Source organism: Dyadobacter crusticola DSM 16708 (genome assembly GCF_000701505.1).
GTDB classification, from domain to species: Bacteria; Bacteroidota; Bacteroidia; order Cytophagales; family Spirosomataceae; genus Dyadobacter; species Dyadobacter crusticola.
This window is the reverse complement of sequence record NZ_JNJB01000004.1, coordinates 285,584-310,154: the sequence shown is the minus strand read 5'-3', so window position 1 is coordinate 310,154 and position 24,571 is coordinate 285,584. Positions and strand designations below refer to the sequence as shown.

The following is a 24,571-nucleotide window of genomic DNA, read 5'->3' as shown; positions in this document are numbered from 1 at the left end:
ATAGATATAATAAGAAAAACAGAATAGTAAGTAAATAAGGCATAGCTAGCAGCCAATAGCTAACAGCCAACAGCCAAAGCCAAATATGATTAAAGGAATTCTACTTGATTACGGTGGTACAATCGACACCAATGGCCTGCATTGGGCGCATGTTTTGTGGGAAGCTTACCAGCACAATCAGGTGAACGTTGACAGGGATGCATTTTCACAGGCTTACAAGTACGGCGAAAGAGCATTGGCTATCAAACCGCTCGTACAGCCGCATCATGTATTCTACGACGTTCTCTCGCTCAAACTGACTGAACAGTTCAATTTTCTGAAAGATAGCGGGCACGATATTGATGACAGCGCAATAAATGCTATCGCGCGTGAATGCAATGATTTCGCACACACTACCGTCGATAATGCAAAGCCGGTTCTTGCAGCGCTCTCAGCAGATTATCCGGTTGTAATGGTTTCCAATTTTTACGGGAACATTCAGAGCGTACTTGCAGATTTTGGTATCCTGGGTTACTTCCAGTCTGTGGTTGAATCTGCCGTGGTGGGCGTGAGAAAGCCTGATCCGCAGATTTATCAGCTTGGTATTGATGCGCTGGGTTTGAATGCAGGCGAGTGCGTGATCATCGGGGATTCCTATTCAAAGGATATTGCTCCGGCCAGGCAGCTGGGCTGCAATGCAATCTGGTTGAATGTAGCCGGGTGGGAAGATGCAGGCGCGCCGGGTCAGCAGCTCGAAGGAGTTGTGGAAATTGCTGATTTTGCTCAGGCCGCAGAGGTTATAAATCAATTCTATTAAAAAGCTTATGTACGAAATCTGTACGATAGGGCATATCACCCTTGATAAGGTTGTGACCACACAGTCGGTCAACTATATGCCAGGCGGCACTTCGTTTTATTTTTCAAAGGCGCTGCGGGATTTTGATGTAAAATACATGCTGGTCACTGCACTGGCAGAGGAGGAAGGCCACATTGTAAAGTCGCTCAGAGATGAACGCATTGAAGTTTTCTCTCAGGACAGTCCCTACACCGTTTACTTTGAAAATATTTACAGTGCCAATCAGGATCACCGGGAACAGAATGTGCTGCACAAAGCCGCTCCATTTACCGTGAAACAAATGCCGGAGATAGAAGCCCGCATTTTCCACCTCGGGCCGCTGCTCTCAGATGATATCCAGCTGGATCTGCTCAAACATCTTGCATCCAAAGGCGAGGTTTCGCTAGACATTCAAGGCTACCTACGGTTTGTGAAAGATAAAAAAGTGTATTACACTGATTGGGCAGATAAGAAAGAAGCATTGCCGCACGTGTCGATACTGAAAGCAAATGAATTTGAAATGGAAGTAATTGCCGGTACTTCTGATATCCGTGAAGGTGCAAAAATACTGGCTGGAATGGGCGTGAAGGAAGTCATCATTACGCTGGGCAGCAAGGGTTCGCTCGTCTACAAAAACGATCATTTCTATCAGATCCCAGCCTTTAAGCCAGCTGCTGTCGTGGACGCGACAGGCTGCGGTGATACTTATATGGCGGGATACCTGAGCAAGAAAGTACGCGGTGCGGATGTGCAGGAAGCAGGGGAGTTTGGCGCAGCAATGGCGACATTAAAAATTCAGTCTTCCGGGCCGTTTTCGGGAAACCAGGAGGCAGTTAATCATGTTGTCATGCATGGAGAGTGTGATCGTAAAGTGATCGCGCAGGCCATTTACTGAAGCGTTTGTCTATTATGAAATATGTGAGGAATTGGTTGATGGCATTGAGCCTGATACTGTCGTCGTACTCAGGGACTTTCTCCGCGGGCGACAAGGACGGCGACAAGCTGCCCAATCCGGATGAGTTTCCAGTCCCCAGCAATGTACCGGGTTTGCTATTCTACATTCAACGGGACCCGAATGCGAATACAATCTGTTATCAGCTAAATACCGACAAACAGGGCCGGCTCAGTGTTAAAGATCCTGTCAATACATTCTGGATCAGATATACCGATGGCGGTGAGCGAAGAGAGCTCAATTATCTTCAGCGCAAGTTTGCTTACGGGATCAATGTTAAAGACAAAGGAAACGCTTCTTACGAGCTCCGCTCGGTAGCATACTCCAAACTGCCGCTGCAACTTCGGAAAGACAGCCGCAACGACTACCACGTTTATACTACCATTGACAAAAAAGAATGCATTCTCAGCCGGGTGTTCATCCGCATTGACGGAGGTACATTCTGGTCGCCAAATGTTGTTTACATAGAATTGAAAGGAACAGAACTTGCTACCGGCAAGACGATTGTTCAGCGTATAAAACCTTCCTGAGAGGCTCAATTCGCCAAATTGTCATAAGATTGCCACAGGATTATTCAGTTGCTTGTACAGGTTACGTAACAAGTTCGCATATTTGGAATGGAATTTTCTATTTCAAGCGAAAAGCAACCGGAATTCAACGTAATCTAACTATTGACAAATGGAGCATATTGAGAACGGAGGTCAGGACGAGGTCTTCAAAGACGAGATCACCAAAGCTTCCGATTTTAAATTCGGTACTACCGTAGTGAAGGTGTTTGACGATATGGTCAGCCGGTCGGTACCGTTCTACAACGAAACACAGCGCATGCTCGCGGAAATTGCCGCGGATCACGTCAAAGAAGGCAGCTATTTATACGATCTGGGCTGCTCCACCGGGACCACGCTCATTGAAGTCGACAAGCTTATCCCATCTGACATTAAGTTTATCGGCATTGACGAATCTCCGGAGATGCTCGCAAAATGCGACCTGAAATTCAAGGAAGCGGGTTTTGTGCGTCCCTACGATTTGCAGGTCGGCGACTTGCAGCAGGAAACCCTGCCGATTTCAAATGCTTCAGTAGTCATTCTTTGCCTTACCATGCAGTTTGTAAGGCCGCTATATCGCGAGCGGCTTTTGCGTAACATTTACGACGGCCTCAATCCGGGTGGTGTGCTGCTGTTGGTGGAAAAGGTACTGGCCGAAAGCTCCGTTTTCAACCGCGACTTCATTAAATATTACTATAACTACAAAAGAAGAAACCATTACAGCGAGCTCGAAATCTCGCAGAAAAGAGAAGCGCTGGAAAACGTGCTGATTCCATATAAGTTATCTGAAAACATGCTTCTGTTAAAGGAAGCCGGTTTCGCGGATTGCGAAATATTCTTTAAGTGGTACAATTTTTCAGGAATGATAGCTTATAAAAAATAATGATAGCGATAGGAAACTTCTTTTTTAAGTACAGGAACAATCTGTTCATTTTTCTTTACCTCCTACTTTTTCTTCCTTCGCCGCTGCTTTTCAAGCCAGAGCAATTCGGTGAAAATTACTATTTGTACCCGATCATTCTCGGGCTGCTCGTCACATTTGCAGGAGAAATTATCCGCGGCATTACAATCGGCCTGGCTTATATCATTCGTGGTGGGAAAGACAAGAAGGTATATGCTGAAAAGCTGGTGACCGAAGGGATCTTCAATCACTGCCGCAACCCGCTTTATGTCGGAAATATCCTGATGTTACTGGGTGTTGGCATTCTTGCCAATTCGCTCATCTATGTGGGAATCGTAATGCCCCTTTTTCTGTTTATTTATCAGGCAATCGTGCTTGCGGAAGAAAACTTTCTGCGTAACAAATTCGGTGCTCAGTTCGACGCGTATTGCAGCAGGGTGAATCGCTGGCTGATCAATTTCGGCGGTATATCCCGCGCATTTGAAGGGATGAAGTTTAATTACAAAAGGTGGGTGCTCAAAGAGTATAACACGCTGTTGGTCTGGTTGCTAGGTGTCTCGGCAATCCTGATCTTCAAATATCCCCAGCTGGTGCCTGATAGTGACTCGCGCATGATCCTATTCGTCGCGATTGTACTGGTGCTTGGTGCCGTTTATGGCTATGTCCGTTATCTGAAAAAATCAGGAAAAATGACTGATACAATGGCGTAATGCACTTTTGAAAAGCTTTGGCATACTATTTGGCAGTTAATAAAACCTGAACCCTTCTGAATTAACATAAAAGTCATAACCCCCTAAGATTAAAACAGGACTTATGAGAATCGTTATCATTGGAGGAGGATTTGCAGGTGTGAACCTGGCTATGGACCTTGCCAAAAACAAGAAGTTTGATGTTACATTGGTGGATAAAAACAACTACAATTTTTTTCCTCCATTGATATACCAGGTTGCTACGGCATTCCTGGAACCTTCCAGTATCAGCTATCCTTTCCGGAAGTTGTTTTCAGAAAGGAAAAACCTGCATTTCCGACTCGGCGAGTTGACTAAGGTAATACCTGAGGAAAACCGGGTCATACTCGCAAACGGCGAGCTGGAATACGATCAGCTTGTATTCGCGACGGGTGCGGAAACCAATTTTTTTGGAATGGAAAACGTGAAAAACAATTCCACACCGATGAAAACTTTGGAGGATGCGATCGGAATGCGGAATAAGTTACTCCAGCAAATGGAGAAAGCGACTATCTGCGAGGACCCGGATGAATTGAAAAAGTTGCTTACCGTGGTAATTGCAGGTGGTGGACCCACAGGCGTGGAGATTTCGGGGATGTTTGCGGAAATGCGAAATGGCGTACTGCGGAAAGAATACCCCGAGCTCGCCGGAAAAGGCAGTGAAATTTACCTGGTCGACGGGGGAGATGCATTACTTTCTCCGATGAGCGTGAAATCGCAGCAGGATACTTACGAAGCGCTCAACAAACTGGGGGTGAAAATCAAGCTGAATGCCCACGTAGTCGATTTCAAGGACGATAAGGTTTACTTCACTGACGGCGAATTTATTGAAACGAAAACGCTGATCTGGGCTGCCGGGGTTACAGGTAAAATATTCGATGGAATACCGCCGGAAGCTTATGGAAGAGGACGGAGGATGCTCGTAGATGCTTATAATAAAATTAACGGGCTGCCTAATGTATATGCAATTGGCGACGCTTGTTTGCAGCTGACCGACAGCAATTTCCCGCAGGGACACCCACAGGTCGCACAAGTAGCTATACAGCAGGGTAAAACATTGGCCCGCAACTTCAAGGCTGCCGACGAAAACAAGCCGCTGAAAGCGTTTTCTTATCACGATAAAGGTTCAATGGCAATTATCGGCCGTGCAAAAGCGGTGGTGGATATGCCTAGGCCCAAGTTGCATTTCAAAGGTCTTATCGCCTGGCTAGCCTGGCTCTTCATTCACCTGATCGCATTGATCAATCAGCGTAACAGGATTAAGACGTTGTATAACTGGATGGTCGCTTATTTCACGAAGGACCAGTCTCTGCGGATGATTATCAAGCCGGCCGAACGAGAGGAACAGGAAGCTCCTGTACAAAAAGTCCCAAGTATCTGATTACATCATGACAGAATCTTCATCTTACGCCTACGACTCGCCGGGCACGGTGTCCGCAGTTTTCCTGACGAGGGCCGACGCCGACAAAGCCTATAAATCGCTTTTGAAGAGAGGCTATTCAGAAGACGAGATCTCTGTTTTGATGTCCGATGAAACTTTGAATAAGCATTTAAGCGACTCCAGCGATCATTCAGAGCCTGAATCCAAACCGGCAAACGAGGAAGAAAAGGGAAAAGTAATCGGCGGGGCGACAGGTGCATTCACCGGCTTTTTAATGTCATTGAGCCTGATCGCTGTACCTGGCCTTGGTATCTCCATAGCCGGGCCGGTCGTCGCGGGAATTACCGGGGCGATTACCGGGAGGACACTAGGAGGGATAATAGGCGCGAGAATTCCTTCTACGCATTCTGAAACATACGAGGAAGGCGTCAAAGAAGGTGGTATCATCATCAGTGTTGATCCCAAAAACATGGCTGAGCGGGATTCGATTATTCAGGACTTCAAGCAGCAGAATGGCCGGGATATCCTGACCAACGATGGTTACTCCCATTGGGGATAATCACGTTTAACAGCCTGTCAGCTTTAAAGTAGAATGTTTCCTCTATTTAATTCACTGCATTATTCCGGCAGCTCACTTAAAGCTTTCGCCTGTTCCACATAGCTGCGGAGAACAGGTAATTTCCCTTCTATCCAGGATTTCAGTGCCGCGTCCGAAACAATGTCCGCTTGTTCTTCAAAGTAAGAGATAGTCTGGGTGTGTGTACTAATCATGGTAGCTGCATAAGTGGTATCAAATGCAACCGCCCTGCGTGCGGCGAGGCTGTCAAGTGCCTGCTGGCGCTCATTCGAGATCGTATTTCGAATGGTCAGCTTTTTGTCGGCGGCAAATGCCTTCAACTCCTCGTTGGATTTCGTGTAACCATCGATGATGAGCTGAGCGAAGTCTGCGTGGGGTTTGGAAGCCTGATTTTCCAATGCAAGTTGGCCCGCGCTTATCTGGAAAATCCCTTCATCGGCTGCAACAAGTACAAACGCCCGGTCGTCTTCGGTAATCGTGATATTTCGTGCACTTTCATCATTTTCAGTGCAGGAAAAGGTTGCGGTAAGCAGAAGCAGTAAAAACACGCCAGGCTTTTTCATGTGAGTTGCATTGATGTGGTTGCAAGCTCGAATAATATTGTGCCAAGTGGCGGCGCTACGAAAGGTCATTGTCCTTTCTATAAGCAGCAATTTTTGAATAAAGCTCAGCCGGACTGAAAGGTTTGCTGATATAATCGGTCATTCCAACCGTAAATGCAATATCCTTAATATCCATCATAGCCGAAGCGGTAAGTGCGATAATGGGGAGCCTGGCATATTTCTCACCAGGAAGCTGTCTGATTTTTTGAGTAGCCTCGTAGCCATCCATTTCAGGCATTTGTAGATCCATTAAGACGAGATCATAGTCGCCTGATTGCACTTTTTCCAATGCAACCAGCCCATTGTTGGCTACATCGTGCTCTACTTTCCATTGCCTCATGAAGTTGCGCATCAGGAGCACGTTAATCGCATTGTCCTCCACGATAAGTACCCGCATTCCTTCCAGGCTGAATGTATTTGTAAAACCACCCGCACGCTGCTCGGCAAGTTGCTTTTCACTGATTTTGAAAGCCAGGCTGAAATAGAATGCCGAGCCTTTTCCCGGTTCGCTATCGACATAAATCTTGCTTTGCTGTAATTCCAGGAGCCGCTTGGTGATCGTAAGGCCCAGACCTGAACCACCGTATTTGCGTGTAGTATCGGAAGTTGCCTGGGTAAAGCTGTCGAATATGTTGTCGATCTTGTCAGGCGGGATTCCGATCCCGGTATCTTCTACCCGAAAATCTATCAGAACTGTATCTCCCTCACGTTTGGCCACATCGGCCGAGATCGTCACTTTTCCACTTTCTGTAAACTTCACCGCATTGCTCACCAGATTCGTCAATATCTGGCCCAGTCTGACCGGGTCGCCTGTGACAGTTACATTCACGCTGTTGGTTACTTTCAGTTTGAGCAGTATCCCTTTTTCGTTGGCTTTCTGGAGAACGGCCGAGCGGATATTTTCCAGGAGGAACAATACATTGAAAGCAGTCTCCTCAAACTCGATCTTGCCCGCCTCTATCTTGCTGAAATCAAGGATGTCATTGATGAGCACGAGGAGGTTCTCCGCCGAAAATTTCAGAATATTCAGATACTCCATTTGTTCCGGAGTAGGATTTTGCTGCAGCAGCAAATGGGTAAAGCCGATGACCGCATTCATTGGCGTGCGGATCTCGTGGCTCATTGTAGACAGGAATTGCGACTTGGCAATTGCTGCCGTTTCTGCCATTTCTTTGGCACGGATCAGCTCTTGCTCGGTTTTCTTCTGATTGTCAATATCCATGATCGCGCCGTATAGCTTGATCACCTTACCGGAAGCGTCTGAATAAGGTTTACCAATGGCGTGTATGAACTTGATATTCCCGTCCGGCAGCACAATCCGCAGATCAAAGCTCGCCGGTTGAAGGTTGTTAATGGCCTCTTTTATATGTTTTTTGTATAAATGAAGATCATCCGGGTGGATCATCCGGGAAAAAAGCTCGGTATCCGGGCCTGCATTGTTTGGCTCCAAACCGAAAATCCGGAAAGCCTCGTCCGACCAGAAGTTTTGGCCCGTAACCAGATCCGCTTCCCAGCTGCCGCTATGCGTAAGCTGCTGCGATTCGGCCAGCATCGCCTCGCTGCGCCTGACTGCCTCCTCTGCCTGCTTCCGGTGGGTAATATCATGCCATACAACCAGCAAAACCTTCTTGTTATTGATCGGGACAGGGTTCAGGGTAACTTCGACCGGGAACTCTTCGCCATTCATTCTCCTGTGAATCCATTCAAATCTGTTATAGCCGCTCTCGTAGGCCAGCCGATCCATTTCCCGGGACTTTTCAGAAGAAAGGCGGCCGTCGGGCTGGTATTCCGGGGAAAAAGCCGCCGGGTGAATGGACAGCAGCTCATTCTTGTCTTTGCAGCCCAGCATTGTTACCGCTGCCTGGTTACAGTCTATGATCCCGTTTTCATCAAATAAAAGATGTGCATCCGGCGAATACTGGAATATAACAGCCAGCTTCTCCTGCAGCAGCTCCCGCTCGATATCATCTTGCGAAATGGTTCGCCTGAAAGCTTCGTCTCCTGTCGCTGGTAAACTCATTCGGGATCTGCTGTTTTTTGTAGAAGAAGGTTAAAATTAAAGAGGTTTCCAGCAGCTGTTTCAGGGCTGGATCAGGTCGGTCAGGAAATTACAATGTCACTAAAAAAATAAACTATTGAACGGTAATCAAATCCCTGACATTGCTTTCGAAAGTACATATAATTGCATGTTTATTCAAGATTGAGATTGCGAATAAAGCCTGATCTTGTAAATTGATAAGTGACAATATTGCTGTACGGCATGAATGCAGATTATAACTCATTAATACAACGGATTGCCGAGTTGGAACAGGAGCTGGCGATAGCACGTGATCATAACGTTTCCTCTTCCAGGCAGCAGGCTGACGTGCGGGGTGACGGGTGGATCGAAGCCGAAGCTAAGATACGTGAAAGTGAGGAGCGGTTCAGGATCATTGCCGATACTGCACCCGTTCTGATCTGGCTGGCGGGCGTTGATAAAGGCTGCTACTTCTTCAATAAAGGCTGGCTGGATTTCACGGGTAAGACTATTGAACAGGAATTCGGCGACGGCTGGGCAGCGGGTGTTCATCCCGACGATCTGGAACGTTGCATCCACATCTACAATACAAATTTCGACGCCCGGCAGGATTTCAGCATGGAATACAGGCTTCGGCGGTTCGACGGGACGTATCGATGGATCTGGGACAGGGGCGTACCGAGGTACACAGCCGATGGTGTTTTTATCGGGTATGTGGGCGGATGTATGGATGTGCACGAGCAGAAAAATTTCGCCGAGGAGCTCGAACGTAAAGTGGAGCAAAGGACCGCGCAGCTGAAAAGATCTGAAGAGTTTTTACAATCTATCCTGAACACGACCAGCAACAGTATCACATCTTTTGAGGCTGTCAGGAACGAGAACAACCGGGTTGTTGACTTCCGGATATTGTATACCAATGCAGAATCATTTTTTCGCAAAACCCGGGAGCAAACCGGAATAATTGGCGCGATGTGCAGTGACGTTTATCCCGCCATCTTTGATAACGGTGTCTTCGAGAAGCTGACGAAGTGCCTGGAAACGGGGCAGGGCGACAGATACCAGGTGAGCCACGCGTACGGAGGGGAGATCAACTGGTATGATGCTTCGATTGAGAAACTGGGTGACGGTGTTACTGTTACGGAGCGGAATATCACGGAACAGCTCCGCTCGGATATGGAGCTGCTGGACCTGAACCGGAAACTGAAAATTCAGAATTCTATCTTCAAGCATTCGGAAGAGAATGCGAATGTGGGCAGCTATGCATGGAACCTTACCACCAATGAACTGGAATGTTCCGACAATCTTTACCGCCTGATCGGCTACGAGCCGCAGGAGTTTACGCCATCTTTTGAGCAATTCATTTCGTTTTTGCACCCGGCCGACCGGGGTAAGGCTATTCGCGACGGTATCCGCGCTTTTGAAACAAAGGTACTGCTCCAGAGTACTTATCGTGTAGTTACGCGTTCGGGCGACATCAAGTACTTGCGCCTGAGCGGCAACTTTATTCTGGAAGCGGGTAACCAGCTGATGATCGGCGCTTTGCAGGATGTTTCCAAGGATATCAAATTGAATGAAGCGCTGCGGGTAAAAAATATTGAGCTGCGCAGAAACAACGAGGAGCTTGCATCTTTCAGTTATGTTGCCTCCCACGATCTGCAGGAGCCGCTCCGAAAAATCCGCGCATTCAGTGGCAGGATACTGGAAAGAGAAAAACACCTCTCAGAAAGTTCGACCGATTATTTCAACCGCATTATGCTGGCGGCCGCCCGGATGCAGAAGCTGATCGAAGCGCTGCTGAGTTACTCGGGGACAAATTCACGCGACGTACAATTCGTGAATACTGATCTTAACGGGATTGTGCAGGAGGTGATAACAGACCTGGAAGGGGTTATTGACGAGAAAAAGGTTGTTTTTGAACTTGGTAAGCTGCCCACGATGGCCGTAATACCTGTTCAGTTTTATCAACTCATGCAAAATCTGGTAAGTAACGGAATCAAATACAGCAGGCAGGGAGAAACACCGCTGATCCGCATTCATTGTGAGGTCACCACCAGAGAAGGAGACGAAAGTGAGTTTTACAAGATCAGCGTGGAAGACAACGGGATCGGTTTCGATCAGCAATACGAAAGCCGCATTTTCGATCTGTTTCAAAGACTGCACGGGAAAAATGAGTACGAGGGAACCGGTATCGGACTGGCAATCTGCAAGAAAATCGTGCAGAACCACCACGGTTATATAAGTGCCGAGGGCCGGCCGGGAGAAGGTGCTACTTTCAATGTCTACCTGCCTGTTAACAGGGATTGATTTCTTGTTGGTATAAAAGAAAAAACCTTCTCAATGCAGACTGAGAAGGTTTTTTCATGACAATATCATTAAAAAATGAACTTGGTACTCAGGAAATTGGATGTATCCTCATGCACGATCTCGTTGATCAGCTGTTTATTCTGCTCGTTCATTTTAAATGCGACAAGCGAGCGGATCGAGAATGCACGAATTGCGTCGGGAACAGATAATGTACCTTCTGCGCTGTCTTTCCGGCCGGTGAATGGGAACACATCCGGTCCGCGCTGACATTGTGTATTGATGTTAACCCGGCTTACCTGGTTCACAAGCGGATCAATCAATGCCGCCACCTCATCGGCGTCGTTACTGAATATACTTACCTGCTGCCCGTGGGTTGACTCGATCAAAAACTCGATCGTTTCTTCCAGGTCCTCAAATGGAACAACCGGGACAATGGGCCCGAATTGCTCTTCATGGTACAGTTTCATTTCTTTATTCACCGGATAAACCACTGCCGGATAGAAGAATGAACCTTCCGATTTGCCGCCGTTTTCATTCACAACAGATGCACCGTGCGCCAGCGCATCGGAAATGCATTCGTCGAGGTATTCGATCTTGTTGGTTTCCGGAAGCGGGGTCAGAGAAACACCTTTTTCCCATGGCATCCCGAATTTAAGCGTTCCTACCGCAGCGCTCAGCTTTTGCAGGAACTGATCTGCGACACTTTTATGTACCCAGATAATCTTCAAAGCAGTACAGCGCTGGCCATTGAAGGAAAGCGCGCCGAGGATAATCTCCTTAACTGCCAGGTCAAGGTCTGCGTTAGGCGTAACAATTGCCGCATTCTTAGCGTCCAATCCCAGAACGGCACGAAGCCTGTTTACTTTCGGGTGCTGCTTTTTTAGCTCATTGGCAACTTTACTCGACCCGATCAGCGTAAGTACATTGATCTTGCCCGACTGCATCAGCCCGGGTACTATTGCATTACCGCGGCCATAAATCACATTGACAACACCTTTTGGAAAACAATCCCTGAATGCTTCCTGCAACGGATAATGCAGCAGCGTACCGAATTTCGGGGGTTTAAAAAGAATTGTATTCCCCATGATCAAGGCTGGGATCAATGTGGTAAACGTTTCGTTGAGCGGGTAGTTAAATGGCCCCATACAAAGTACCACACCTAATGGGGAACGACGCACCTGCGCAGCGATACCATCTACAATATCAAAACCCGAAGAATCTCTGTCAAGGTTTTTCAGCGAGTCAATAGTGGCGTAGATGTATTCAACGGTCCGGTCAAACTCTTTGGCCGAGTCAGCAAACGATTTCCCGATCTCCCACATAATGAGCTTGACGATAATGTCTTTTTGCTCGATCATGAGGCCGGTAAACTTCTCGACACGATGGATTCTTTCTGCCACGCCCATGGTGGGCCACTCGCCGCGTCCGTTGTTATAAGCAGCAACCGCAGCATTCAGCGACTCCTCTGCTTCGGCAGCTGTACAGACCGGGTAACTACCGATCAGCTTTCTTTCAAGTCCGTTTTCTGTTTTGATACAAACGGGTGAGTAAACTTCGTGAACCGGCCCATTCCAGGGTTTCATCACCCCATCGCTGAGGTATTCGCGCTGGTGGATCAGCGAGGGTAAGCTGAACTCCGAAGGGATTTCACTTTCTTCGACAAAGATGTTCTTCAATGCGGCGTTAAAATCCATTTTCTAACTGGCTAAATGAGTGCTTGGTTTATTTAAGTAATGATTTTTGAAGACGGACAGTTCCCGTTAGAATGACCTGACGACGTATATTGTTAAATAACCTGAACCCGGTCTGCACTTAGCGGAAATTAGCCTGTGCGCGGCTTGCCGGGGGCAAAGCCACATTCCTTCTGCCCATCTTTAAAAAGCGGGTGATCAGAAATCCTGACGCAACGGTAAGTCCGGCGATCAGTCCGAGCCACATACCGGGTGCGCCCATGTTGAAGTGAAATGCGAGCAGATAACCTACCGGGATCCCAATTACCCAGTAGGCAATCCCGATCAGCAATGTAGGCGTTTTTACATCTTTGATACCTCTCAAAAGTCCGGCACCGATTGCCTGTGTACTGTCAGAAATCTGAAAAATGGCGGCAAACAGCAACAGTAATGCAGCAAGCGAAACAACCTGCGGCTCTTTGTTGAATGCAAATGGCAGAATCTGGCGCAGCGCTACGAACATCGTGGCACAGAATATTCCGTATATCAATGCAGTTACCAGGGTACTCTTGCCAATTGCGATGATCTTGTGCCAATCGGACCTGCCCAGCGCATTGCTGACGCGGATAGACCCTGCCTGAGCGAGTCCCATCGAGACCATGAAAGTGAATGAAGCACAGCTCAATGCGATCTGGTGTGCGGCTTGCGATACCGCGCCCAGGGTACCGATGATAATGCCGGACACTGCAAATGCGCCAGCTTCCATACCTATTTGCATGCTGCTCGGCACACCAATGTGCAGGAGCTCACGCATAGTCTGACCTTTCAGCTTCCACTGTTTACGGCGTACTGCGATGTATTTGGCAAATGTCTTGTGACTAAGTACCACGTAAGCCAATGCGATAAACATACAGGAGCGGGTGATGAGCGTAGCCCAGCCGGCACCGAGCAGTTCAAGTCGCGGAAAGCCCCAGTTACCGTAAATCAGCAGCCAGTTCAGCAGAATGTTGAGCGGCATACCGGCAAGCGAGAATATCATTGCAGTGCGGGTACTTTCCAGTCCGTCTGCAAATTGTTTTAATGTCATAAAAAGCAACATCGGGATGATCGAAATTCCCATCAGCTGCATAAATGGGATCGCTAGCGTAACTACGTCGGGATCTTGTCCAAGATGATAAAGCAGGTCTTTACCAAACACCAGTGTAAAGGATATTGCGATTGCGGTGAGTGTACAGAGCACAAACCCATTGAAAAGGTAATGCGAAACCTGCTGTGCATCTTGCCTGCCGTTGGCAAGCGATACCATTTGTGAAACCGAGATCGTCATTCCGATCCCGATCACGAAAGGAATGTTCATGGCATTGATCACCAGCGCCGCGGCCGCCAGGTGTTTGTAGCTGATCGCGCCTACCATCGCGCTGTCGATCAGGTGTAGCGCCATTTGGGCGAGTTCGCCTATGATAATGGGGAAGGCTAATCTTAACGTTTGTGAGGCTTCGTTTTTCATGGAATGGCGTAGATGTGCTAAAAAGGTTGCAAAGTTAGCTTTTTAGAGATCAGGGCAAGAATCTTTCCTGCTATTATGTAGCGGTTTAGAGTAAATCCGGTTTACAAAACGGTTTCTATTGTTAGCAAAATCAAAGCAGTTTGTATCGCAAAAAATATTACAAAAAACAGAATGGGTAGTATCAGGCAGTTCGTGGCAGGCTCGGGACAGGCGAGTGGACAGAGGCAATTTTTGAAGGTGATAGGTTTATTCGTGTGCGTCTGTCTGAGTGCCTCCGGTGCATTGGGACAAGGTGCTGCAAAGCTGAAAGTAACAGGTAAAATTGTAGACGCACAAACAACCGACCCGCTTGGATATGCAAGCATCAGGCTTTTTAAATCGGCCGACAGTTCTTTTGTAAGCGGGGCGATCACCGATGAGACCGGCGGCTTCATTGTAGATATCGCGGCGGGCACTTATTACGCGCTTTCAGAATTCATCGGGTACAAGCCGCAGTATACTTCCAATGTGCGTCTCACTGCTGCCAATTCTCCACTGGATTTAGGATTAATCAAAGTCGCTCCATCAGCGCGCACTTTGGACGAGGTAACCGTGCAGGCGGAGAAAAGCACGATGGAGCTGTCTCTTGATAAAAAGATTTTTAATGTTGGACAAGATCTCGCCAATGCCGGCGGAACTGCCGTGGATATACTCACAAATGTGCCCTCAGTGGCTGTGGATGTAGAGGGCAATGTGAGCCTGCGCGGAAGTGGTAACGTGCGTATATTGATTGACGGTAAACCTTCCGGTCTGGTGAGTATCAAAGGCGCAAGCGGCTTGCAGCAGTTGCAGGGAAGTATGATCGAGCGGGTGGAAATTATCACTAATCCTTCTGCGCGCTATGAGGCCGAAGGAATGGGAGGGGTGATCAATATCGTTCTGAAAAAAGAAAGAAAAGAAGGGATCAATGGATCTTTTGATATCATCACTGGCCACCCGACCAACTATGGAGCGGCAGCCAATGTTAATTACAGACGCAAGAACCTCAACTTCTTCATCAACTATACGATGTCGTACCGGAACACGCCTGGGAAAAACTTTGTGTACCAGGAGCTTTACCGCGATGATTCCACATTCATCATGGAGCGGGATATGAAAACCAATCTTAAAGGAATGGCCAATTCTGCACGTGGGGGAATTGATTATTATTTTAATCCCAAAAACATCCTGACCGGCTCCTATACCTGGCGCACGAGCAAGGGGAAACGGTTTTCAACACTGACTTACAGGGACTATCTGACAAATAAGGACAATTTGACGAGCTACACGATCCGAACGCAGGACGAAACGGAAACAGAGCCAAACTCCGAATATTCCATTACTTACAAGAAAACATTCGACCGGAAAGGCCGGGAATTTACAGCGGATGTGCGTTACCTGGATAACTGGGAAAACTCTGACCAGTATTACAATGAAAATGTGTTCAATCCCAATGGAAGCCCGTCGGATATAGCGCCATTGCTGCAGCGGGCGGTCAACTATGAAACCGAAAAGCAGCTGCTTTTCCAGGTTGATTATGTACATCCTTTTGCCAAAGACGGCAAGTTTGAAGCAGGGGGCAGGAGCAGCTCGCGCGATATGACGAACGACTATGCCGTAACCCAGCGGGCAAGTGACGGGGGCTGGATTACGCTCCCCGGCCTTACAAACGATTTCCTGTACGAGGAGAACATCAATGCAGTGTACGGAATGATTGGAAACAAAACGGGCAGATTATCCTACCAGGCCGGATTACGTGCGGAGTGGACTGGCGTAACAACCGAGTTGAAGCAGACCGCCGAGGTGAACAAACGGACTTATGCCAATCTGTTCCCGAGCGTACACCTGACTTACGATCTGGCGAAACAGAATGCATTCCAGCTCAGTTTCAGCCGCCGGGTACGCAGGCCGCAGTACAACGACCTGAGCCCATTTGCCACGTACAGCGACAATCGCAATTATTGGAGCGGAAACCCGGATCTTAACCCCGAATTCACGAATGCATTTGAACTCGGTCACATCAAGTACCTGACGAAAGGTTCGCTTACTTCTTCGCTTTACTACCGGCATACGAATGGGAAGATCACGAGTATCCGGCGCGTGCAGGAAGATGGAAGTTCTTATACCCGGCCGGAAAATCTGGGTACGGAAGATGCTTACGGAGCTGAATTTACGAGCTCTTTCAACCCGGTTCAATGGTGGAAGTTTGATGCAAGCTTTAACTTTTTCAGGGCGATCACGGATGGAGCTAATGTAGACGATACATTCAAAAGCGATACTTACAGCTGGTTTGTACGGGCAATGTCGCGGCTTACATTATGGAAAACCACGGACGTACAGCTTCGCGGCAACTATGAAGCGCCGCAGCAAACCCCCCAGGGAAGAAGAAAGGCACTCGCCACGCTCGATCTGGCAGCTACCCGCGATATCCTGAAAAACAATGCAACATTGACGCTCAGTATCATTGATGTTTTCAACTCCCGCAAGTTCAGGTCGATAACGGAAGGAGCTAATTTTTACACAAGAAACAGTTCGCAAGGCAGGCTGCGGCAGATTAATCTTACATTAAATTATAGGCTGCATCAGGCGAAAAAGAAGCCCAAAGAGAGTCTTGAGGGTGATTTTTAATATTTCAGTTTTTATTTAAAATTTTAATTTTCTTACCTTGTATATGATTTTGAATTCGTGAGCAAGTAAACCATGATTAGGTTTTACGGAATGTATTGATCAACGTTTTTGTTATCTACCCTAATACTTAATTTGGACTATGAGCACTAAACCGAATAAATCAATTTTCCTCGCCGATGACGATGCAGACGACTGCATGTTGTTCGAGGATGCGCTGAGGGAAGTTAGTACCTCTGCTGAACTGGTGACTGCAAATGACGGGGTTGAGCTTATTAATCTAATGGAAACCACCGTGCCACCTCCGCCGGATGTCATCTTTCTCGACCTGAATATGCCACGTAAAAACGGCTTTGAATGTCTTGAACAAATCAGAAATACGAAAGAATGGGAGGGTATTCCCGTCGTGATTTTCTCGACGAGCGGGCAGGAAGAAATGGTTCGCAAAGTATATCAGCAGGGAGCCAACTTCTTCATCAGAAAGCCAGGCTCTTTCCCCAAATTAAAGCAAGCGATCAAGCAGGTGCTGGACATTGATTGGAAGAAGCATAACTGGGCACCAGCAGCGGAAAATTTTTATTATCAGTATTAATCCTTCCTTTTGTTCACTGTTTACTTTTGTAAAGTACGATTCTCCACAAACACGTGAACAAACCAGGCGACTCTCCCTACAATCCGGAGTTTATAAATAAGCAGCCGACAGACAGCGAAAGCAGATTCAGAAACGTAATGAAGCAGGCTCCCGTAGGAATGTCCATCCTGCGAGGAGAAAGCTTTTTTGTGGAAATGGCTAACGATACTTACCTGAATATCGTTGACCGGACCGAAGCGGATTTTGTAGGGAAACCGCTCTTTGAAGCATTGCCGGAAGTGCGGGATTCTGTGGAGCCTATCCTGCTCGACGTGCTTAAAACCGGAAAGCCTTTTTACGGTAACGAATTTGAAGTTACCCTCCGCCGGTTTGGCGAGCCGCAAAAATGTTATTTCAACTTTGTATATCAACCTCTTTCTGAGGATACGGGAGAAACTTCCGGAATTATAGTCGTAGCGACGGAAGTTACCCAGCAGGTTTTATCCAAGCAGGCGCTGTTAAGAAGCGAAAATCTGTTCAGAAACCTGGTCACACAGTCCCAGTTTGCTAAAGCTATTTTTAAGGGTGAAGAGTTTGTAATCAGCATTGCCAACGAAACAATGCTGAAAAACCTTTGGCGAAGGAAAGAAAGCGACGTTGTGGGACGAAAGCTGCTGGACGTTTTTCCTGAATTGCAGGACCAGAAGTTTGTCAATATTCTCCGGCAGGTTTACAGCTCAGGCCAGATTTACCGCGAAAACGAAGCACTTGCTTATGTTGACGGACCCGACGGCCTGAAAACCTTCTATCTGGATTTTCAGTACGCGCCGATGTATGAGATCGACGGATCTGTGTCAGGGATTATGGTTTCGATCAATGACGTAACTGAAAAGGTCAGGTTCCGCCAGCAGATCGCGGAGGCTGTCGACAGACTTTCACTTGCTACCGACGGTACTAAGCTTGCCACCTGGGATCTGAACCTGCAAACTCATGAGATCATATATTCAGGAAGGTTAGCCACACTTTTTGGTTACGACGAAGCGGCTGTGTTGACCCACGCCGAACTACGCGACCACGTTCACCCTGAGGACAGAAAGGCGATTGTCGAAAAAGCATTCGCAACAGCGCTGGAAACAGGCAGCTACTATTATGAAGCGCGGGTCATTCATCCCGATAAATCCATTCACTGGATCCGGACGCACGGCAAAATTTTGTACAATGACGATCACGTTCCGCACAGAATGCTCGGGACAATGATGGATATAACCGACAGAAAAGAGTCGGAGCTTGCATTGAGAGCCAGCGAAGGGAAGTTCAGGACACTGGCCGACTCCATGCCGCAGCTCGTGTGGACTGCTGACTCGGAGGGATTCCTGAATTATCTGAACAAGTCGGTATACGATTACGCCGGTGCTCACGAGGGGCGGATTTACGGAGATTTCTGGTCCAATATTGTGCACCCCGACGATGTAAATGAAAACCGCAGGCTTTGGGAGCTTTCCATTCAAACCGGCAATGAGTTTGTGTATGAACACCGGCTTAAAAGGGCTGATGGCGAATACCGGTGGAACCTGAGCCGGGCTATTCCGCAGCGAAATCCTGATGGTAACATCCTGATGTGGGTCGGTACCAGCACCGATATTCACGAGCGCAAATTGTTCATTGATCAGCTGGAAAGTAAAGTGCAAACGCGCACCCAGGAGCTGACCGTGGCGAATAATGAGCTGGTGCGGACCAATATGGAGCTGGCGCAGTTCGCCTATGTCGCGAGCCACGATTTGCAGGAGCCTCTTCGCAAAATACAGACATTTGCCACGCGTATTCTTGAAACCGAGTACAATAACCTTACTGAGAGAGGAAAGGATTATTTCGACAGAATGCAGGCTTCGTCAACCCGAATGCAGCAGCTGATTATTGACTTACTTGCTTTTTCACGTGCCAATGCAGTAGAAAAGCATTTCGAATATACCGATCTGAATGTAGTCTTGAAGAATGTAAAAGATCAGCTCAGCGACCAGATCAACAACCGGCATGCGCAGATTTTCAGTAACGAGTTACCTTCCTTCGAGGTGATCGTTTACCAATTCGAGCAGCTTTTTACAAATATCATTGCCAATGCATTGAAGTTCGTGCGACCCGAAGAAAGCCCGGTGATCCGGATCAGCTCTGGCAAAATAATGGGCGATCTGATCCCCGTAACTGGCCCTGATCCAGCTGTAACTTACAGGTATATCTCATTTGCCGACAATGGGATTGGTTTTGATCAGCAATTTAAAGACCGGATTTTTCAGGTATTTCAGCGACTGCACAACCGGAGTGCATATGAAGGAACGGGAATCGGGCTGGCTATTTGTAAAAAAATTGTAGAGAACCACCAGGGGTTTATCGATGCGGTCGGCAGGCTGGGGGAAGGTTCTACTTTTACCATTTATTTGCCTGAATCCGGGGTTAAATAGATTTCAAACTTCTATTCTACTTGATGGCTCCGGCTGTTTTTTCGTCCGGTAGGTAATTGCTATTCCGGCCAGGATAATCAGTCCGCCGAGGATCATCTGCAATGTAATTTGCTCCCCGATAAAAATCCAGGCAAAAAGTCCGCTTACTACGGCCTGGCTTAACAAGCTGAGAGAAACCTTTTTTGCGTCCATCTTTTTGACTGCATAATTAAGCGCCAGCCAGCCTACAAGCTGGCAGATCAGGCCTTGAACCACAAACACGCTCCACACGGTTGTTCCAAATCCCCATAAAGGTTGGTGGAATACAAGGCAGATCACAAGCAGGTAAATGCTGGATACCGCCATATTGATGGTCATGAAGCTCACAATATCCACTTTCCCGAGTACAGCTTTGCTCACCAGCATATAAGTCGCATATAGCAGACCTGACAGCACGGCGAGCCAGAAACCTGCATTGAGCTGCAATCCGGCAAACTGCTCAAAGCCGATCAGGATCCCAATTCCAAAAAGTGCCACAGACGTTCCGATCCAGAATGCGGATTTTGGTTTATCCGGCAAGAACAGGAACGAGCCGACTCCCACCCAAACAGGCGACAAATTGGCGAGCAATGTTGCCTGTGTTACATTGGAAAGTGTGATAGATAAGTTCCAAACGGCAATATCAGACGCGAAAATGATCCCGCATAAAATGATCGGAAACCAATGCCGGCCAGCAGGCCAGCTGAATTTCTTTGTTAAAAACACGTAAGGCAGGATCAGGACGAAACCGAAAAACATCCGGTAGAACGCGGAGGTGATTCCCGATACAGGCGCCCATTTGACCAAGACGGGAAAAATACTGATGCTAATGAGCCCAATAACAAGTGCAGCACGGGGATTTAGCATAAATAGGTATTTTCAGGCAAAGATAACATTCACAACCTATGATGTTGAAGGATATTGACCGGTTCTTCTGGGAAAAACCTGAGCCTGTCAGAAGCTGCCTTTCCGCGCTCAGATACTTGATCAAAAGCTACGATCCTGCCATAGAAGAGGTATGGCAATACTCAACACCATTTTACCGCCTCGGGAAAAAGCGGCTTTGCTACATCTGGATTGAGAAGAAAACAGGCAGACCTTATCTCGGCATCGTAAATGGAAAGCTGATCGATCATCCGCAGCTTATCGCTGAAAAGCGTTTGCGAATGAAGATTTTGCTTTTAGATGCCGGAGAAGACCTGCCTGTCGAATTAATAATGGAAATCCTGAATATGGCAGCTGCTTTACCGTGAGCTTATTTCAAAGCAGGTTTCGCCCGATCGTATTGAACCGGCCAGACGATATCCTCACCGAGTTCATGTGCCGCGTGCAATGCAAAATACGGGTCACGGAGCAGCTCGCGCGCCATAACGATCAGGTCGGCTTCGTTGTTTTTTAAAATATCTTCTGCCTGCTGCGCCTCGGTAATCAAGCCTACTGCGCCCGTCAGCGCATTGGTTTCTCTTTTGATTTTGGCAGAAAATGGAACCTGGTAGGAGGGACCCACCGGAATCTTCGCATTTGAAGCCAGTCCGCCCGAGGATACGTCGATCAGCGAAATACCTTTATCCGTTAAGATTTGCGCGAGTTTGGCAGACTCTTCTTCATTCCATCCATTCTCCACCCAGTCGGTCGCTGAAATGCGGACAAACACCGGCAATTCTGCGGGCCAGACATTTTGAATGGCATCTACCACTTCAAGCAAAATGCGAGTCCGGTTTTCGAAGCTGCCGCCATAAGTATCTGTGCGGTTGTTGCTCAGTGGTGAAAGAAATTGGTGAATGAGGTACCCGTGCGCCGCATGGATTTCTATAACCTTGAAGCCAGCTTGTAATGAACGTTCCGCAGCTGCAGCGAAATCAGCAATCACTTTGTCTATCCCCGCCTGATCAAGTTCCAGAGGCGCGTCCTCACTATGGTGGAATGGAATAGGTGAGGGGCCTACCGTTTTCCAGCCACCCTGGTCGGGCGGAACCTGTCCGCGACCTTTCCATGCGGGGTATGTGCTCGCTTTGCGGCCTGCATGCGCCAGTTGTATCCCCGCGACTGCGCCCTGTGCAGAAATAAAGTCGGTGATTTGTTTGAGCTTCTCAATGTGCTCGTCTTTCCATATACCCAGATCCTGAGGCGAAATGCGGCCTTCCGGGGATATTGCGGTAGCCTCAGCGATCAATAACGCAGCGCCACCAACTGCCCGGCTGCCAAGATGGACCAGGTGCCAGTCATTTGCAAAACCGTCTACGGATGAATATTGGCACATGGGTGAAACCACAATGCGGTTCCGTAGTTCAATGCTTTTTAGTTTAAGCGGAGTGAAAAGAAGTGAAGACATGAAAGTGTTACTGTTTATTGAATGATTTTTACGCGGCCAACTTCGCCGCTTTCAAGGCGCACTTTGATCCCGTGCGTGTGGACTGGTGCTTTTGTGAGAATATCTTTGACTGTCCCGTAGGTTAATGTGCCGCTTCTCTGGTCTTTTTTCAAAACGATAGCTACTGAAATACCGGGTTTGATATTCTCCCTTCTGGTTCCTGTGAGTGTTTCCATTATGCGTTTGCCGCCTTTATTTTTTGCAAAATTTTTATCTCGTCAATCGTGATCGTACTGATCAGCTCAAATAATCCATTGATTGTCTTTACATCCGACAGCATTTTCCTCGCCGGTGACTGATCTGCCTTTTCAATCCCCAGCTCTTTGATTTCTTTCTTACGCTGAGCCAGGAGCGCAATGAGCTTTTGATTTTGCGGCAGCGATTCACGTGCTATCTCGAAACTATCACTGGCTTTTCCTTCAATCACGTCGGCGGCGGCTTGCAATTGCCTGTCGATCTGGCGCGTCATCAGTTCAAATTCTGTTGCAAACTCGGAGTAGTTCAGCATTTGCGCGTAGGTCGACAGCGATGCAATGTAAGAAGTAAGCATGTGGCTGGTCGCGACAAACTGGTGGTACTCTTCCATTTTCAACTGCTGCCTTTTGGGTTCGGAAAGCATTTTTTGAAAGTTGTCAGACAGATTGGCCATTGCAATAATCGCATCTTTCCGGCTTAGTTTCAGGTCATTGATATCTAATTGCTTACCTGTGAATTTAGCAGCTACCAGGTCAAAATACTTTCTGTTTGCATTCAGAGCCTCCTTGATGTACTGGTTGATTTGCGAATGTTCCCAAACCGGGAGTACGTAAGACGAAATCAAATACGCGATCACAGATCCGATAACCGTATCAATTACCCGCTCTTCGAGAACGGTGCGAATGTGGTTAGGGTTCAGAAAATTGAATGACAGGATTACATATAATGTGATCGAAGTGGAAGCTATGAAATAGTTGATCTTCAAAAAGCTGTAAGCCAGGATCATCGCAATGATCATGATCACGAAATGCGCAGTGTTATCTTTGGTCAGGTACAGGAAGAGAAATCCCGTGACGACTCCCAGTAAGGTCCCTCCGATCCGTTGAATGTTCCGCTTTTTTGTGATACTGAATGCAGGTTTGAGGATTACGACAATTGTCAGCAAAATCCAGTAACCGTGGCCCAACTCAAAAAATAGGGAGGTGATATAACCTAAAAGCAAACCCAATGTAACCCGCACCGCGTGTCGGAAGTGACTTGATTTGAGAGATAAGTTGTCAATAAGAATTCTGGGATGATACTCCTGCTTGGGGATAAAATTGTCTCCTTCCACATCCAGCTTGTAACCTTCTCCCACAGCAGCATCGTAAGTAGTGGCGCGATGCAATTTCTTAACGCGCTCTGTTACGTCCTGCAAACTGTTGAGGATCTGGCGCAGCATGATAAAATCTTCCATGTTTTCATGGTTCATCTGGTGTTCACGCATCCGCTCAAATGCTTTTTGACATTTGTTAAAAGCTTCATCCAGGTCGTGACGTGGATGTGAGGCAAACCCGCTTTGAACAGCGAGGCCGATCGTCTGGATTTCAGCAGCCAGCCAGGTGATGTATGTTCCAAAGAGCCGTAAGACTTTGGTATGGTCAAATGCACGATGGAGATTGACGTAGTTTTGCTGCGAGTTCAGGATGCGTTCGAAGAGATCGATGCTATCCAGGAACATGAGCATTAAAATCCGGCTCTTGTTTGTGGACTCAGTTACAATCTCGCGCGTTTTGAACAAAATTTCCCTCAGATTCTCATGATTTTCCCGCAAGATCACCTGCTGATGGATCATGCGGTTAAACAGTTCATCGTAGTCGGGTTTCGCGAAATAGTAGTCAGCTTTAATGGAAAGCAGTTTACCAAGTTCAATGAAGTTTTCACCTAAGAGCTGTTGGATAAGCTTGTAGGGCAGCAGCTTTTGAAGGATCATGAAAAGCGCAAAATACCAGATGCCGCCAGCGCAGAAGATAGCCGCCGTTCTGAGTACCAAATCTCCGCTGAGGTGATCGTCGATATTGAACACGAACACGAGCAAAGATATCAGTCCAATGCTGTTAACGCGGTTTCCATACACGCCAACCAGCGAAAAGAACATCCCGAAAAAGATAATTTCCAGAAAGATGATAAATGGGAAATCCCTTAGAAATCCGGTAATGCAGGCGACGAAAAAGCAGCTGAAAATTGCAATGAGCAATGCATTTCTACGACGATGGTATGGTCCGGGATTATCGGTACCTCCGATCAGCAGTGTGCCCAGCGGGAATGCGATCATCTCGCTGAGAATGCCATAATGTTGAAATATGAGGCTGGGGACGATCGTTCCAAGCGTTAGGCGTACTCCCGTCGACAGGTAATGACTGAAAATGAATTTTTTAAATTCGTCGAGGTAATTCATGAACTGGCCTACTGTAGCTTTTTACAATACTACTATTTTAATCTTACAAGAAACAAAACGCGTACCATAATTCGGGCTGGCACAAAAAACAAAAGGCTGCC

At 47.5% G+C, this 24,571-nt stretch carries 20 protein-coding genes; 12 read left to right on the top strand and 8 right to left on the bottom strand.

The genetic code is table 11. The features are described from left to right. Nucleotides 1–85: 85 nt before the first annotated feature. The 7 genes from Q369_RS0104875 to Q369_RS0104845 all read left to right on the top strand — a co-directional run bounded on the left by Q369_RS0104875 (nt 86) and on the right by Q369_RS0104845 (nt 5,880). Nucleotides 86–796 carry an HAD family hydrolase gene (locus tag Q369_RS0104875; protein ID WP_031526688.1) on the top strand — a complete coding sequence of 237 codons (711 nt, stop codon included), beginning with the start codon at nt 86–88 and terminating at the stop codon, nt 794–796. 7 nt (nt 797–803) lie between these two features. Next, nucleotides 804–1,709, top strand: coding sequence for a PfkB family carbohydrate kinase (locus Q369_RS0104870; protein WP_229206734.1), 906 nt, complete (start codon nt 804–806; stop codon nt 1,707–1,709). A 14-nt stretch (nt 1,710–1,723) separates the two neighbouring features. Beyond that, a complete protein-coding gene (locus Q369_RS0104865; RefSeq protein ID WP_031526686.1) occupies nt 1,724–2,296 on the top strand; it encodes a DUF4833 domain-containing protein in 573 nt (190 codons plus the stop codon). Nucleotides 2,297–2,444: 148 nt separating this feature from the next. Further along, nucleotides 2,445–3,194 (top strand): carboxy-S-adenosyl-L-methionine synthase CmoA, encoded by a 750-nt coding sequence (gene cmoA, locus Q369_RS0104860; RefSeq protein ID WP_031526685.1) that lies wholly within the window; start codon nt 2,445–2,447, stop codon nt 3,192–3,194. Beyond that, nucleotides 3,194–3,922 (top strand): methyltransferase family protein, encoded by a 729-nt coding sequence (locus Q369_RS0104855; protein ID WP_031526684.1) that lies wholly within the window; start codon nt 3,194–3,196, stop codon nt 3,920–3,922. The genes cmoA and Q369_RS0104855 overlap by 1 nt, the downstream gene beginning before the upstream one ends. Before the next feature lie 103 nt (nt 3,923–4,025). Continuing rightward, entirely contained in the window at nt 4,026–5,321 is a 1,296-nt protein-coding gene (locus Q369_RS0104850; RefSeq protein ID WP_031526683.1) for an NAD(P)/FAD-dependent oxidoreductase, read from the top strand. A 7-nt stretch (nt 5,322–5,328) separates the two neighbouring features. Continuing rightward, nucleotides 5,329–5,880 (top strand): phage holin family protein, encoded by a 552-nt coding sequence (locus Q369_RS0104845; protein WP_051663920.1) that lies wholly within the window; start codon nt 5,329–5,331, stop codon nt 5,878–5,880. A 59-nt stretch (nt 5,881–5,939) separates the two neighbouring features. Here the strand turns inward: Q369_RS0104845 and Q369_RS0104840 are convergent, their stop codons facing one another. Beyond that, nucleotides 5,940–6,461: a DUF4142 domain-containing protein gene (locus Q369_RS0104840; protein WP_031526681.1), complete on the bottom strand. Its 522-nt coding sequence runs from the start codon at nt 6,459–6,461 to the stop codon at nt 5,940–5,942. Between the two features lie 55 nt (nt 6,462–6,516). Further along, nucleotides 6,517–8,520: a hybrid sensor histidine kinase/response regulator gene (locus tag Q369_RS0104835; protein ID WP_229206733.1), complete on the bottom strand. Its 2,004-nt coding sequence runs from the start codon at nt 8,518–8,520 to the stop codon at nt 6,517–6,519. Between the two features lie 219 nt (nt 8,521–8,739). On the opposite strand from Q369_RS0104835, the gene Q369_RS28215 reads away from it, so the two are divergent. Then, nucleotides 8,740–10,821 carry a PAS domain-containing sensor histidine kinase gene (locus Q369_RS28215; RefSeq protein WP_157488048.1) on the top strand — a complete coding sequence of 694 codons (2,082 nt, stop codon included), beginning with the start codon at nt 8,740–8,742 and terminating at the stop codon, nt 10,819–10,821. Between the two features lie 68 nt (nt 10,822–10,889). Here the strand turns inward: Q369_RS28215 and Q369_RS0104825 are convergent, their stop codons facing one another. Together Q369_RS0104825 and Q369_RS0104820 are read right to left on the bottom strand one after the other, a co-directional pair. Next, the gene (locus Q369_RS0104825) at nt 10,890–12,515 is read right to left on the bottom strand and encodes an NADP-dependent glyceraldehyde-3-phosphate dehydrogenase (RefSeq protein WP_031526678.1); all 1,626 of its coding nucleotides are present in this window, start codon (nt 12,513–12,515) and stop codon (nt 10,890–10,892) included. 118 nt (nt 12,516–12,633) lie between these two features. Beyond that, nucleotides 12,634–13,998 (bottom strand): MATE family efflux transporter, encoded by a 1,365-nt coding sequence (locus Q369_RS0104820; protein WP_035332995.1) that lies wholly within the window; start codon nt 13,996–13,998, stop codon nt 12,634–12,636. Between the two features lie 171 nt (nt 13,999–14,169). Here Q369_RS0104820 and Q369_RS0104815 point away from each other — a divergent pair, with 171 nt between their 5' ends. From Q369_RS0104815 to Q369_RS0104805, 3 genes are all read left to right on the top strand, one after another. Next, nucleotides 14,170–16,644: a TonB-dependent receptor gene (locus Q369_RS0104815; RefSeq protein WP_051663918.1), complete on the top strand. Its 2,475-nt coding sequence runs from the start codon at nt 14,170–14,172 to the stop codon at nt 16,642–16,644. 139 nt (nt 16,645–16,783) lie between these two features. Further along, the gene (locus tag Q369_RS0104810; protein WP_031526675.1) at nt 16,784–17,233 is read left to right on the top strand and encodes a response regulator; all 450 of its coding nucleotides are present in this window, start codon (nt 16,784–16,786) and stop codon (nt 17,231–17,233) included. A 53-nt stretch (nt 17,234–17,286) separates the two neighbouring features. After that, complete coding sequence (locus Q369_RS0104805) at nt 17,287–19,668, top strand: PAS domain-containing sensor histidine kinase (RefSeq protein WP_229206732.1); 2,382 nt, start codon at nt 17,287–17,289, stop codon at nt 19,666–19,668. A 3-nt stretch (nt 19,669–19,671) separates the two neighbouring features. On the opposite strand, the gene Q369_RS0104800 is transcribed toward Q369_RS0104805, so the two are convergent. Continuing rightward, the gene (locus tag Q369_RS0104800) at nt 19,672–20,553 is read right to left on the bottom strand and encodes a DMT family transporter (RefSeq protein ID WP_035332993.1); all 882 of its coding nucleotides are present in this window, start codon (nt 20,551–20,553) and stop codon (nt 19,672–19,674) included. Between the two features lie 38 nt (nt 20,554–20,591). On the opposite strand from Q369_RS0104800, the gene Q369_RS0104795 reads away from it, so the two are divergent. Further along, the gene (locus Q369_RS0104795; RefSeq protein WP_031526672.1) at nt 20,592–20,939 is read left to right on the top strand and encodes a DUF1801 domain-containing protein; all 348 of its coding nucleotides are present in this window, start codon (nt 20,592–20,594) and stop codon (nt 20,937–20,939) included. Nucleotides 20,940–20,941: 2 nt separating this feature from the next. Here Q369_RS0104795 and namA read toward each other — a convergent pair whose 3' ends face one another. From namA to Q369_RS0104780, 3 genes are read right to left on the bottom strand one after another with little or no spacing between them, the layout of a single operon-like run. Then, nucleotides 20,942–22,018 carry an NADPH dehydrogenase NamA gene (gene namA, locus Q369_RS0104790; protein WP_031526671.1) on the bottom strand — a complete coding sequence of 359 codons (1,077 nt, stop codon included), beginning with the start codon at nt 22,016–22,018 and terminating at the stop codon, nt 20,942–20,944. Between the two features lie 14 nt (nt 22,019–22,032). After that, a complete protein-coding gene (locus Q369_RS0104785) occupies nt 22,033–22,233 on the bottom strand; it encodes a YwbE family protein (RefSeq protein WP_031526670.1) in 201 nt (66 codons plus the stop codon). Next, nucleotides 22,233–24,470, bottom strand: coding sequence for an FUSC family protein (locus tag Q369_RS0104780; RefSeq protein WP_031526669.1), 2,238 nt, complete (start codon nt 24,468–24,470; stop codon nt 22,233–22,235). Before Q369_RS0104780 ends, Q369_RS0104785 begins: the two co-directional genes overlap by 1 nt. Nucleotides 24,471–24,571: the final 101 nt, after the last annotated feature.

What these genes read in the sequence shown, in the direction of transcription:
- Q369_RS0104785 (WP_031526670.1), bottom strand. Translation starts at nt 22,233, where the DNA reads ATGGAAACACTCACAGGAACCAGAAGGGAGAATATCAAACCCGGTATT.
- Q369_RS0104855 (WP_031526684.1), top strand. Translation starts at nt 3,194, where the DNA reads ATGATAGCGATAGGAAACTTCTTTTTTAAGTACAGGAACAATCTGTTC.
- Q369_RS0104820 (WP_035332995.1), bottom strand. Translation starts at nt 13,998, where the DNA reads ATGAAAAACGAAGCCTCACAAACGTTAAGATTAGCCTTCCCCATTATC.
- Q369_RS0104870 (WP_229206734.1), top strand. Translation starts at nt 804, where the DNA reads ATGTACGAAATCTGTACGATAGGGCATATCACCCTTGATAAGGTTGTG.
- Q369_RS0104825 (WP_031526678.1), bottom strand. Translation starts at nt 12,515, where the DNA reads ATGGATTTTAACGCCGCATTGAAGAACATCTTTGTCGAAGAAAGTGAA.
- Q369_RS0104865 (WP_031526686.1), top strand. Translation starts at nt 1,724, where the DNA reads ATGAAATATGTGAGGAATTGGTTGATGGCATTGAGCCTGATACTGTCG.
- Q369_RS0104845 (WP_051663920.1), top strand. Translation starts at nt 5,329, where the DNA reads ATGACAGAATCTTCATCTTACGCCTACGACTCGCCGGGCACGGTGTCC.
- cmoA (WP_031526685.1), top strand. Translation starts at nt 2,445, where the DNA reads ATGGAGCATATTGAGAACGGAGGTCAGGACGAGGTCTTCAAAGACGAG.
- Q369_RS0104800 (WP_035332993.1), bottom strand. Translation starts at nt 20,553, where the DNA reads ATGCTAAATCCCCGTGCTGCACTTGTTATTGGGCTCATTAGCATCAGT.
- namA (WP_031526671.1), bottom strand. Translation starts at nt 22,018, where the DNA reads ATGTCTTCACTTCTTTTCACTCCGCTTAAACTAAAAAGCATTGAACTA.
- Q369_RS0104810 (WP_031526675.1), top strand. Translation starts at nt 16,784, where the DNA reads ATGAGCACTAAACCGAATAAATCAATTTTCCTCGCCGATGACGATGCA.
- Q369_RS0104835 (WP_229206733.1), bottom strand. Translation starts at nt 8,520, where the DNA reads ATGAGTTTACCAGCGACAGGAGACGAAGCTTTCAGGCGAACCATTTCG.
- Q369_RS0104815 (WP_051663918.1), top strand. Translation starts at nt 14,170, where the DNA reads ATGGGTAGTATCAGGCAGTTCGTGGCAGGCTCGGGACAGGCGAGTGGA.
- Q369_RS0104850 (WP_031526683.1), top strand. Translation starts at nt 4,026, where the DNA reads ATGAGAATCGTTATCATTGGAGGAGGATTTGCAGGTGTGAACCTGGCT.
- Q369_RS0104840 (WP_031526681.1), bottom strand. Translation starts at nt 6,461, where the DNA reads ATGAAAAAGCCTGGCGTGTTTTTACTGCTTCTGCTTACCGCAACCTTT.
- Q369_RS0104875 (WP_031526688.1), top strand. Translation starts at nt 86, where the DNA reads ATGATTAAAGGAATTCTACTTGATTACGGTGGTACAATCGACACCAAT.
- Q369_RS0104780 (WP_031526669.1), bottom strand. Translation starts at nt 24,470, where the DNA reads ATGAATTACCTCGACGAATTTAAAAAATTCATTTTCAGTCATTACCTG.
- Q369_RS0104795 (WP_031526672.1), top strand. Translation starts at nt 20,592, where the DNA reads ATGATGTTGAAGGATATTGACCGGTTCTTCTGGGAAAAACCTGAGCCT.